The sequence below is a fragment of the Bacillus sp. B1(2022) genome, from assembly GCF_040259625.1.
GTDB lineage: Bacteria > Bacillota > Bacilli > Bacillales > Bacillaceae > Bacillus > Bacillus velezensis.
On sequence record NZ_JANIFO010000013.1, the window covers coordinates 109320 to 120237 of the forward strand.

At 45.5% G+C, this 10918-nt stretch carries 12 protein-coding genes and 1 pseudogene; 9 read left to right on the forward strand and 4 right to left on the reverse strand.

The genetic code is table 11. From position 1 onward, the window contains the following. The first annotated feature begins 93 nt into the window (after window positions 1-93). Window positions 94-1191, forward strand: a complete 1098-nt coding sequence (gene mutY, locus NQS30_RS18975) for an A/G-specific adenine glycosylase (protein ID WP_218791532.1) — start codon at window positions 94-96, stop codon at window positions 1189-1191. Window positions 1192-1197: 6 nt separating this feature from the next. Here the strand turns inward: mutY and NQS30_RS18980 are convergent, their stop codons facing one another. Beyond that, the gene (locus NQS30_RS18980; RefSeq protein ID WP_007408563.1) at window positions 1198-1422 is read right to left on the reverse strand and encodes a hypothetical protein; all 225 of its coding nucleotides are present in this window, start codon (window positions 1420-1422) and stop codon (window positions 1198-1200) included. Window positions 1423-1503: 81 nt separating this feature from the next. On the opposite strand from NQS30_RS18980, the gene fabL reads away from it, so the two are divergent. The 5 genes and pseudogenes from fabL (at window position 1504) to NQS30_RS19005 (ending at window position 5411) form a co-directional block, all read left to right on the forward strand. Next, window positions 1504-2256, forward strand: coding sequence for an enoyl-[acyl-carrier-protein] reductase FabL (fabL, locus tag NQS30_RS18985; protein WP_003155478.1), 753 nt, complete (start codon window positions 1504-1506; stop codon window positions 2254-2256). A gap of 84 nt (window positions 2257-2340) precedes the next feature. Next, window positions 2341-2493, forward strand: a pseudogene (locus NQS30_RS18990) (gamma-type small acid-soluble spore protein); the annotation flags it as partial. 160 nt (window positions 2494-2653) lie between these two features. Next, the gene (locus NQS30_RS18995; RefSeq protein WP_003155476.1) at window positions 2654-2920 is read left to right on the forward strand and encodes a YgaB family protein; all 267 of its coding nucleotides are present in this window, start codon (window positions 2654-2656) and stop codon (window positions 2918-2920) included. Window positions 2921-3055: 135 nt separating this feature from the next. Next, window positions 3056-3586, forward strand: a complete 531-nt coding sequence (ntdP, locus tag NQS30_RS19000) for a nucleoside tri-diphosphate phosphatase (protein WP_003155475.1) — start codon at window positions 3056-3058, stop codon at window positions 3584-3586. An 82-nt stretch (window positions 3587-3668) separates the two neighbouring features. Beyond that, complete coding sequence (locus NQS30_RS19005; RefSeq protein ID WP_012117125.1) at window positions 3669-5411, forward strand: ABC transporter ATP-binding protein; 1743 nt, start codon at window positions 3669-3671, stop codon at window positions 5409-5411. Window positions 5412-5490: 79 nt separating this feature from the next. Here NQS30_RS19005 and NQS30_RS19010 read toward each other — a convergent pair whose 3' ends face one another. Both NQS30_RS19010 and NQS30_RS19015 read right to left on the reverse strand, forming a co-directional pair. Then, window positions 5491-6555 carry an aromatic acid exporter family protein gene (locus NQS30_RS19010; RefSeq protein ID WP_007610190.1) on the reverse strand — a complete coding sequence of 355 codons (1065 nt, stop codon included), beginning with the start codon at window positions 6553-6555 and terminating at the stop codon, window positions 5491-5493. 209 nt (window positions 6556-6764) lie between these two features. Beyond that, window positions 6765-8054: a glutamate-1-semialdehyde 2,1-aminomutase gene (locus NQS30_RS19015; RefSeq protein WP_007408567.1), complete on the reverse strand. Its 1290-nt coding sequence runs from the start codon at window positions 8052-8054 to the stop codon at window positions 6765-6767. Between the two features lie 157 nt (window positions 8055-8211). Between NQS30_RS19015 and bcp the strand changes: the two genes are divergently transcribed. Together bcp and perR are read left to right on the forward strand one after the other, a co-directional pair. After that, the gene (bcp, locus tag NQS30_RS19020) at window positions 8212-8685 is read left to right on the forward strand and encodes a thioredoxin-dependent thiol peroxidase (RefSeq protein ID WP_003155466.1); all 474 of its coding nucleotides are present in this window, start codon (window positions 8212-8214) and stop codon (window positions 8683-8685) included. Window positions 8686-8809: 124 nt separating this feature from the next. Next, window positions 8810-9247, forward strand: a complete 438-nt coding sequence (perR, locus tag NQS30_RS19025) for a peroxide-responsive transcriptional repressor PerR (protein WP_003155465.1) — start codon at window positions 8810-8812, stop codon at window positions 9245-9247. Window positions 9248-9281: 34 nt separating this feature from the next. Here the strand turns inward: perR and NQS30_RS19030 are convergent, their stop codons facing one another. Beyond that, window positions 9282-9635, reverse strand: coding sequence for a YgzB family protein (locus NQS30_RS19030; RefSeq protein ID WP_007408568.1), 354 nt, complete (start codon window positions 9633-9635; stop codon window positions 9282-9284). A 202-nt stretch (window positions 9636-9837) separates the two neighbouring features. Between NQS30_RS19030 and NQS30_RS19035 the strand changes: the two genes are divergently transcribed. After that, window positions 9838-10722: a nucleotidyltransferase-like protein gene (locus NQS30_RS19035; RefSeq protein ID WP_015239435.1), complete on the forward strand. Its 885-nt coding sequence runs from the start codon at window positions 9838-9840 to the stop codon at window positions 10720-10722. Window positions 10723-10918 lie beyond the last annotated feature (196 nt).

Genomic DNA, 10918 nt, shown 5'->3' on the forward strand with positions numbered 1-10918 from the left:
TATTTAATGTAACATATTATCGTAACGTGCCCTAAGTTTACACCAAAATAAGGTGTCAAGAAAAGCGGAACCCGAAACATCTGAGGAGAAGATATGAACGCACTTGAAGAAAAAATGAAACAAAAAGATATAGACAAATTTCGCGAGGACTTAATTACATGGTTCGAAAGAGAACAGAGAATTCTGCCGTGGAGAGAAAATCAGGACCCGTATCGGGTGTGGGTGTCAGAGGTGATGCTGCAGCAGACGCGCGTAGAAACCGTTATCCCTTATTTCCGGCGGTTTGTTGAGCAATTTCCGACCGTTTCGGCGCTCGCTGAAGCCGATGAGGAAAAAGTGCTCAAAGCCTGGGAAGGGCTAGGTTATTACTCCCGTGTAAGAAATCTGCAAAGTGCCGTAAAAGAAGTGCATGAGCGGTACGGGGGAGTCGTCCCTGCCGAGGAAAAGGAATTTGGCGGACTGAAAGGCGTCGGCCCTTATACAAAAGGCGCCGTGCTCAGCATCGCATACAACAAACCGATTCCCGCCGTAGACGGCAATGTGATGCGTGTCATGTCGAGAATTCTTTCCATATGGGACGATATCGCAAAACCTAAAACCAGAACCATTTTCGAACAGGCGGTATCCGCTTTCATTTCTCATGAAAAACCATCTGAATTCAATCAGGGTTTAATGGAGCTCGGCGCGATCATCTGCACCCCGAAATCGCCGTCCTGCCTGCTTTGCCCCGTACAAAACCACTGTTCGGCATTTGCGGAAGGGACAGAGCGGGAGCTGCCCGTTAAAAGCAAAAAGAAAAAGCCCGGAATAAAAACAATGGCAGCCGTTGTGCTGACAGACGATCAAGGCGATGTCTATATTCATAAACGGCCGCCAAAAGGCTTGCTCGCCAACTTGTGGGAGTTTCCGAATACCGAAACCCAGAAAGGAATCAAAACCGAAAGAGAGCAGCTTGAAGCCTATTTAGAAAAAGAGATGGGAACAACCGCTGAAATCGGGGAGCTGGAAGGCATCGTAGAACATGTTTTCACCCATCTCGTATGGAATATTTCGGTCTTTTTCGGTAAAGTAAAACAAGTGTCGGATACAACGGAATTCATACGGGTCACAAAAGAGGAGCTCGAGGAATACGCATTTCCCGTTTCTCATCAAAAGATATGGAAAATGGCGGAAGAAAACGGCCGCCTGTAAAAAGCGTCAGTCATAGCTGACGCGAGTGCCGTGGCCGTAATCCGCTTCATTCCGTTTCAGTCCGCCGCGGGCTTCGATTTCCTGAATCAGTTCCCGGTATTTGGACTGGCCTTCTTCGTTTAAATACGGCATAATTTGCTGGAAGGCATGATGGAAATAGGCGAGCTCTGAATCTCTCCAATCTTTTTTGGGCATCATGGCCAATTCGCCCATATCACGTCCGACATACATATAAAAGACCCCTTTCAACACATATTGCTTTTATTGTTTGTTGAATGAAAAGAACTATACACAGCAAGGAGCTGAGGAAAAATGGAACAAAATAAATGCGCACTGATCACGGGAAGCAGCCGCGGCGTCGGGAAAGCAGCCGCCATCAGACTCGCGGAAAAAGGATACAACATCGTCATCAATTACGCCCGCAGTAAAAAAGCGGCATTAGAAACCGCCGAAGAAATTGAAAAACTCGGCGTTAAAACGCTCGTCATTAAAGCCAATGTCGGCCAGCCGGCAAAAATCAAAGACATGTTCCGCCAGATTGACGAAACATTCGGCAGACTGGACGTGTTCGTCAATAATGCGGCTTCAGGCGTGCTGAGACCGGTCATGGAACTCGAAGAAACACACTGGGACTGGACGATGAATATCAATGCGAAAGCATTGCTTTTCTGCGCCCAGGAAGCAGCAAAGATGATGGAGAAAAACGGAGGCGGCCACATCGTCAGCATCAGCTCGCTCGGCAGCATCCGCTATCTTGAAAACTATACGACGGTCGGTGTCTCAAAAGCCGCTTTAGAATCGTTAACCCGTTATCTGGCGGTTGAGCTTTCTCCGAAAAATATCATCGTAAACGCGGTGTCAGGCGGAGCGATTGATACGGACGCGCTGAAGCATTTCCCTAACAGAGATGAACTGCTGGAAGATGCCCGCCAAAATACGCCGGCCGGCAGAATGGTCGAGATTAAAGATATGATCGACACGGTGGAGTTTTTAGTTTCTTCAAAAGCGGACATGATCCGCGGCCAGACCATCATTATTGACGGCGGACGTTCTCTGCTTGTATAAGTTTTAAAAAAAGATGAATAGCCTTATCATCTCCTGCGCATTCTAAAGTGCGTGGAGGTGATAACAATGGCAAACTCAAAATACAGCAAAACAGACGTTCAGCAGGTGAAAAGACAAAACCAGCAATCAGCTTCTGGTCAGGGTCAATACGGCACTGAATTCGGCAGTGAAACTGATGCGCAACAGGTTAGAAAGCAAAACCAATCTGCTGAACAAAACAAACAGCAAAACAGCTAATCACTGAAACGAAAAAGCACTTCATCTTCGGATGGAAGTGCTTTTTTCTGTTGCCAAAACGACAAAACTTGTGATTCCTCTACAGAATGAGTCAAAGGGTTTTCCGGCGTAAAATCGAAATGGTAAGGAGTATCAACCTAAAAGCCTAAGGAGGAACCCGATGTCAGAGTTTGAAAAGCTTGTAAGTGAACAGATGAAAATCATGGATCAGCTTCTCGAGCTGCAGTCAGAACTTGACCGCTGCCGACAGGTGGAAGCGGAACTCATCAGTCTGGAAAGAGATGCAAAGCTGGACAATGTACAGGACGAAATTGCGACAAAGCGAAAAGACCTGGCCGGCATACAGGAGTTATTCCAAAGGCAGACAGAGCAAGTCATCCAGTCTTATCGCAGCACGGAAAAGCCGTCTTCCTATGTGCAGAAATGAATGTGCCATTCCGGAAGCGGAGTGGTTCTTTTATTTTCATTTTTTAATTCGTAACGTTATAATAGTGAAAAGACTTGTCGGAAAGCAATTGCGGCTGCATTGACTGCAGGGCTTTACAGAAAGTAGGGGAGAAATATGGGATATCCCAAGGAAGGAGAAACCATTCAAATTCACAGCTATAAGCATAACGGGCTGCTTCATCGAATTTGGAATGAAACGACGATTTTAAAAAGTACGGAATTGTGTATCATCGGAGCCAACGACCGGACAATGGTGACGGAATCCGACGGACGGACGTGGGTGACGAGAGAACCGGCGATCTGCTACTTTCATGCCCGTCAGTGGTTTAACGTCATCGGAATGCTGAGAGATGACGGGGTACACTATTATTGCAACATCAGCTCGCCGTTCGCTTATGACGGAGAGGCCATCAAATATATTGATTACGATTTGGATGTCAAGGTGTTTCCGGATATGACGTATAACATTCTTGACGAGGATGAATACGATGACCACCGCAAATCAATGAATTACCCTAAAGAGATCGACAGCATTCTGAAGGAGTATCTGAATACGCTGCTGCACTGGATTCATCAGCGGAAAGGACCGTTTGCTCCGGAATTTGTTGATATGTGGTATGAACGGTATCTGCGCTATACAAAATAAAGAATACAATAAAAAACCTGTTGGGGTGTCAACAGGTTTTTCACATGGGCTCACACGCCTTAAAGAGAGAGGGGGATAAAGTGTGGGCGTAATCAGACGCTATATGCAATTTGTAAAACCTTATAAAAAACAAATTTTTATCACAGTGTTAATCGGCATCATAAAATTCTCCATCCCGCTGGCTCTCCCGCTGCTGTTAAAATACGTGGTCGATGACATTATTCAAGGGAGCGGAACGGCAAGCGCTAAAACATCATCGCTATTCACGATAATGGGCATCATGTTCGTGCTGTTTTTAATTCTGCGTCCCCCGGTAGAGTACTATCGGCAATACTTCGCGCAATGGACGGGCAGCCGGGTGCTCTATGATATCAGGGGAGTATTGTTTGATCATATTCAAAAATTGAGCCTGAGGTTTTATGCCAACACGAGAACGGGCGAAGTCATTTCCCGGGTGATAAATGATGTCGAACAGACAAAAGACTTTGTCATAACGGGACTGATGAATATCTGGCTTGATATGATGACGGTGCTGATCGTCATCTGCATTATGTTTACACTCGATGTTAAGCTGACATTGATATCTGTCATTTTGTTTCCGTTATACGGAATTTCAGTGAAATACTTTTACGGCCGTCTCCGAAAACTGACACGGGAGCGTTCTCAGGCACTCGCCCAAGTTCAGGGACATTTGCACGAACGAGTTCAGGGGATGCCCGTCATCAGAAGTTTTGCCATTGAAGATTATGAACAAGCCAATTTTGATGAAAAAAACGGACATTTTCTGGACAGAGCGATCCGTCATACGAATTGGAACGCAAAAACGTTTGCAGTCGTGAATACCATTACGGATTTGGCGCCGCTGCTTGTTATCGCGTTTGCGGGTTATTTTGTCATAAACGGTCCGCTGACGGTAGGGACGATGGTTGCGTTCGTCGGCTATATTGACAGAATGTACAATCCGGTCAGAAGATTGATCAACTCATCGACGACGCTGACCCAGTCGATCGCTTCAATGGACCGCATATTTGAATTTATCGACGAGCCGTATGAACTGACTGATAAACCGAATGCAGTAAAAGCTGACGGCATTAAGGGCGAAGTTGAATTCCGAAATGTCTCGTTCCGTTATGAGGAAGGAAAAGAAACGATTTTGCAGGACGTTTCCTTAAAGGTGACAAAAGGGGAAACCGTCGCGCTCGTCGGGATGAGCGGCGGCGGTAAATCGACGCTTGTCAGCCTCATACCGCGTTTTTATGATGTATCCGGCGGCAGCCTGCTGATTGACGGCACAGATATTCGCGATTATGAAGCGAGAAGCCTCCGCAATCAAGTCGGAATGGTGCTTCAGGATACGTTTCTGTTCAGTGAGACGATTCGTGAAAATATCGCCATCGGTAAACCGGGAGCGTCTCTGGATGAGGTGGTTGCGGCTGCGAAAGCGGCAAATGCCCATGAATTTATTATGAATTTCCCAGAAGGTTACGAAACCAAAGTCGGCGAACGGGGCGTCAAATTGTCAGGCGGGCAGAAACAGCGGATTTCCATCGCGCGTGTATTCTTAAAAAATCCGCCGCTGTTAATCTTGGATGAAGCGACATCGGCTCTTGATCTTGAAAGTGAACACTACATTCAGGAAGCGATGGAAAAGCTTGCGAAAAACCGGACGACTTTTATCGTCGCCCACAGGCTGTCCACGATTACGCACGCGGATAAAATTGTCGTCATGGAAAACGGCGCCATCGTCGAAACCGGCACGCACGAGGAATTAATGGCCCAAGGCGGCCAGTACAGACACTTATTTACGATTCAGAATTTGAACTGATACAAAAACTTATGCCGTCCGAATGGGCGGCATAAGTTTTTTTGAATGCAAAAAAACCCGGTTTTACGGAAGCACCGGGTTACTCTTCGTCTGTTTCTAATTCGCTGTCTTTCGGGTGGTATGTCTGAAAACTCGTAATTAATGTATCGAGATGCTCCAGCTGCTCGCGGTATTCCGCAACCGCAGCCATAATGCTGAGCATATTGTAATCAAGCAGTTCATCCTCGCAGTTCTGCTGATTTTTCAAGAAAGACTTCGTCAAAAGCTGTTTATATCTTATGCTTTCTTCAGCATCGTCATCATGCGGTTTGATCTTGCCGACCGTCCGCATCAGAATCCTTTCATGCCAATGAAGCAGATAATCAATTTCTTCTGTCAGCGTCTCCTGAAATTCCTCCGGCATATGATAAATCTCGTTTTCATAGCGGTGCAGCTTTTTCAGCGTATCAAGCGCCCGATTCGCCGTAATAATCGCCTGTCTGAATAAAACAAGCTTGCGCGATTTTACATACGTCGTTTTCTTAAAGTAGCTTCTCTCCTCTTTATAAAGAAGGTACGTATGATCAAGCTTCATCATCTTTTCCTTCAGCTTCTCAATATCCTCTTTCAATATCGAGTGTTCCGTGGACTGACGCATCGTCAGCCTGATCCATTTCATGATCTCATCGGTATATTCAACCGTATGATGAGTCAGCTTCGTTTCGTATTTCGGCGGAAGAAACACAAGGTTCACAATAAAAGAAGACAGCACGCCTAAAATAACGGTGCTTGTTCGTATCAGAGCGAACGTCAGGAAGCTGTTTCCCGGTGTTTCTAAAATTGCGATAACCGTCACGAGCGCAATCGAAATGGTGTGTTCAATTTTCAGTTTTAACATGATCGTGATGACAATCACTGCGGTCAATCCGATCATAATCGGACTCGGTCCGAAAATCAGTCCGAATGCCGTAGCGATGACAGCGCCGATGATATTTGCCTGAACCTGATCAATAATGATAAGAAAAGACCTGTAAATAGAGGGCTGTATGGCAAATATAGCTGCAATCCCGGCAAAGATCGGCGACGGAAGTCCGATCCATGATGCTAAGTAGAGCGCGAGCGTAATCGCAATCCCTGTTTTAAAAATGCGGGCACCAAGTTTCATTGGTTTGTGCGTGCATTCCTTTCTCTAATAAATTATGTGCCGAACGAACGGCTGACACTTACATTTCCCTGTCGGCTGATTTGCTAAACAATAAAGTAATATACAGGGATCATACCAATTATTCAAGGTCTTTTTTTGAAAAAACCATTATCTCACAAATCGGACAAAAAGAAAAAGCGGAAGCCCCGGGCTCCCGCTTGTTTCAGCAGTTATTTTTTCATATGTCTGAACGCATCTTCAACGGCCTGTAAAGTGGCGTCGATATCCTCTTCAGTATGTGCGGTTGTGATAAACCAAGCTTCATACTTCGATGGAGCGAGATTGATGCCGCGCTCAAGCATCAGCTTGAAGAACTTGGCGAATGCTTCTCCGTCCGTATTTTCCGCCTGCTCGTAATTGACGATCTTTTCATCAGTGAAGTAAACCGTGAGCGCGCCTTTTAAACGGTTGACGGTGATGGTAATGCCGTGTGTCTCCGCATGGGCGAGAATGCCTTGCTCAAGTCTGGCGCCGAGCTCATCAAGCCGCTCATAAACGCCTTCTTCCTTCAGCACTTCCAGGCAGGCGATGCCTGATAGGATAGATGCCGGGTTTCCGGCCATTGTGCCGGCTTGATATGCCGGGCCGAGCGGAGCAACCTGCTCCATGATCTCTTTTTTGCCTCCGTAAGCGCCGATCGGCAAGCCGCCCCCGATAATTTTACCGAGCGCCGTTAAATCAGGCTTCACTTGAAGAAGATCCTGCGCGCCTCCATACATAAAACGGAACGCCGTGATCACTTCATCATAAATGACGAGCGCGCCCGCTTTATGGGTCAATTCATTTACCTGTTCTAAAAATCCTTCTTCAGGTTCAACGATGCCGAAGTTGCCGACGATCGGCTCGACGAGAACCGCTGCAATTTCTGAACCCCATTTATCCAGCGCGGCTTTGTAGCTTTCAATGTCATTGAAAGGAACGGTAATCACCTCATTGGCGATGCTTTTCGGCACGCCGGCGGAATCAGGAGTGCCGAGCGTAGACGGACCGGAACCCGCAGCGACAAGTACAAGATCAGAATGGCCGTGATAGCAGCCAGCGAATTTAATGATTTTTGTCCGGCCTGTATAAGCGCGTGCAACCCGGATCGTTGTCATTACCGCTTCAGTGCCCGAGTTTACGAATCGTACTTTATCAAGTGAAGGAATGGCCTCCTTCAGCATTTTGGCGAAAGTGACCTCATGTTTGGTCGGCGTCCCGTACAGCACGCCGTTTTCAGCCGCTGTTTTAATCGCTTCAGTTATATGCGGATGGGCATGTCCGGTAATAATCGGGCCGTAAGCCGCTAAATAATCGATATACTGATTCCCGTCTACATCCCAGAAATAAGCGCCGTTCGCTTTTTCCATCGCAACGGGTGAACCGCCGCCTACCGCTTTATAGGATCTGGACGGGCTGTTCACGCCTCCGACGATATGCTCTAACGCTTCCTTATGAAGTTCAACTGATTTTGTATACAAAAAATGACCCTCCTAATATCTCCTTACATCATGTTCTATTGTAGCATGCTTCATTGCGAGCACAACGGTTCATGCTTCCAGAAAAGAGCGGGAGGATAACGGTTGTAATCTTAACGTGAATTGGATACGCTTAATAAAAAACCCGGAGGTATAAGAAATGACGATTGAAATCGGACAAACAGCACCGGATATGAAATTGGTGAATGACAGCGGGGAAGAAGTAGCATTGACGGATTTTAAAGGGAAGTACGTCGTTCTCTATTTTTATCCGAAAGACATGACACCCGGATGCACGACGGAAGCATGTGATTTCCGTGATCAGCACGAAAGTTTCGCGGGACTTGATGCCGTTATCATCGGAGTAAGCCCTGACAGCCGTGATAAACATGAAAAATTTAAGCAAAAACACGATCTTCCTTTCCAGCTCCTCGTTGATGATGAGCACAAATTGGCGGAAGCTTTTGATGTGTGGAAGCTGAAGAAGAATTTTGGCAAAGAATATATGGGTATCGAGCGATCCACTTTTTTGTTAGACAAAGAAGGCCGTCTTGTGAAGGAGTGGAGAAAGGTAAAAGTGAAAGATCACGTTGCCGAGGCGCTTCGAGAATTGGAACAAATTGCGTCTAATTAATGGACAAATGCTGAACTCACGGGGTTTTCTTCAGATTACATTTGACAGGAGACCGGAAAAAGATGTGCACTAATTATAAACATTATAAAGTAAGAATCTTTTTTAGAAGAGAGGTGCATGACGGATGGCTGCACATGAATTAAAAGAAGCCTTAGACACGTTGAAGGATACGGGAGTCCGGATTACTCCTCAACGTCATGCCATTCTGGAATATCTCGTGGATTCTATGGCACATCCGACAGCGGACGATATATATAAAGCCTTGGAAGGGAAATTCCCTAATATGAGTGTTGCGACAGTGTATAACAATTTGCGTGTATTCCGGGAAGCGGGGCTTGTAAAGGAACTGACGTACGGAGATGCGTCCAGCAGATTTGACTTTGTCACCTCTGACCATTATCACGCCATTTGTGAAAGCTGCGGAAAAATCGTAGACTTCCATTATCCCGGGCTTGACGAAGTAGAACAGCTTGCGGCTCACGTCACGGGGTTTAAGGTAAGCCACCACCGTTTGGAGATTTACGGCGTCTGCCAAGAATGTTCCAAAAAAGAAAACCACTAAACGAAGCTGACCGCTTTGATACGGTCAGCTTCGTTTATTTTACACTGTTTTTTCTGTTATAAGACTCATCGAACGCTTTGCCTTCCAATCCTTTATCCAATGTGAGCGGCTCTCTGCAATGCATGCACATATCCACTCTGCCCAGAATCTTCGTTTCTTTCTCGCAAGCGGGGCACATCACCCGGACCGCTTTTGTGGACAGCATGCCGATCCAAAAATAAACGGCGGTGCTGAGCCCGATCGACAGCAGGCCGAGAATCATAAACAAGCTGGCAAGCAAAACAGACTGCTTAAAGAACAGCCCGATGTACATAATGATAAACCCAACGAAAACCAAACTTAACGCAAACGTTCTGATCTTATTAATTTTGCTGGAGTATTTCGCCATGTCCATCCCCCTCTCGTTTAACTATAGCACAAAACAGATGGCATATTCTTCATGTTTTCGTAAGAAAAGGGAAGAATAAATATGGCACCTGAAAGGAAATTTGTTATAATAGTGCAATGTGTTTAGAAAAAAGGACTTTCATGTTTTATCATAGAAATGTAGAAACAATAGCTAGTGAAACAATCGCATTGGAGGAATCGTAATGGACAATCTTCTCCGTCCAATTTACCAAGAAAGAGCAAGTCATCCCGATACGCTGGCCGTCCTTATGATTGAGAGAAGGAGTAAAGCATCATCCATCACGGATAACTTTGATGCGGTCATGCTTGTCATTGTCAAACAGGCTGATGAACCTCTTTTTATAAAGCATTATGAATTCGAACAAAAAACCGCTTCTTTACATATTGTAACGGATGCTCTGCTTCAGGAATGGATTCTGCTTGGGACCAATAGAAGAGTCATAGATTGGATCATCAACGGCAAAGTGCTGTTTGACCGCAATGAATATATATCTGAACTCAATGACCGGCTCAGCACTTTTCCTTTCGCCGAGCGGAAATTAAAGATCGGAATGGAATACGGCAAGCTGATCAGAAGATTTGTAGAAGGAAAAGCGTTTTTTGAAGCTGATCATTTTCTGGATGCATATTATGCGGTAGTGCATGCTCTTCACCACTTGGCCCGCATAGAAGTGATTGACCGGGGGTTTTATCCCGAAACGACAGTCTGGAACCAGGTCCGTCACATTGAGCCGCAGGTATATAAGCTATATTCCGAACTTGTCGAGAGTCACGAAAGTTTGGAGAAAAGACTCGAATTATTATTCTTAGCAAATGATTTTCTCATCCATTCAAAAGCTGAAATCGGTTCTGCGCACCTTTTTCAAGTGATGAAAGAAAAAGAACTGTGGCAGTTTGGAGAATTGCTTCAGCACCCTGAACTGGTGCACTTCACCCAAGATCTTGGTGTCATGCTTGATTACCTGACGGAAAAAGGCTTTGTTGAAGTATCTCAAATAGAGACCAAAGGGCAGGAAGTATATCATCGAGGATATTCTTTCAAAAAAAGTGTTGACGCTGAATCATAGGCATGGTATATTATTAAACGTCGCTGATGCGCTTTAACAAAAAGCTCACAGCGGCGGAGAAATAAAAACAAAAAAACATTTGACAGCAACTCGCTGAAATGTTATACTGAAAAAGTCGCCTCGAGATGAGGTTGAAATGATCTTTGAAAACTAAACAAGACAAAACGTACCTGTTAATTCAAAGTTTTAAATAAAC

Coding starts and splice junctions, on each gene's coding strand:
- mutY (WP_218791532.1), top strand. CDS start 94: ATGAACGCACTTGAAGAAAAAATGAAACAAAAAGATATAGACAAATTT.
- NQS30_RS19035 (WP_015239435.1), top strand. CDS start 9,838: ATGGACAATCTTCTCCGTCCAATTTACCAAGAAAGAGCAAGTCATCCC.
- bcp (WP_003155466.1), top strand. CDS start 8,212: ATGACGATTGAAATCGGACAAACAGCACCGGATATGAAATTGGTGAAT.
- NQS30_RS19030 (WP_007408568.1), bottom strand. CDS start 9,635: ATGGCGAAATACTCCAGCAAAATTAATAAGATCAGAACGTTTGCGTTA.
- perR (WP_003155465.1), top strand. CDS start 8,810: ATGGCTGCACATGAATTAAAAGAAGCCTTAGACACGTTGAAGGATACG.
- NQS30_RS18995 (WP_003155476.1), top strand. CDS start 2,654: ATGTCAGAGTTTGAAAAGCTTGTAAGTGAACAGATGAAAATCATGGAT.
- NQS30_RS18980 (WP_007408563.1), bottom strand. CDS start 1,422: ATGTATGTCGGACGTGATATGGGCGAATTGGCCATGATGCCCAAAAAA.
- ntdP (WP_003155475.1), top strand. CDS start 3,056: ATGGGATATCCCAAGGAAGGAGAAACCATTCAAATTCACAGCTATAAG.
- NQS30_RS19010 (WP_007610190.1), bottom strand. CDS start 6,555: ATGAAACTTGGTGCCCGCATTTTTAAAACAGGGATTGCGATTACGCTC.
- fabL (WP_003155478.1), top strand. CDS start 1,504: ATGGAACAAAATAAATGCGCACTGATCACGGGAAGCAGCCGCGGCGTC.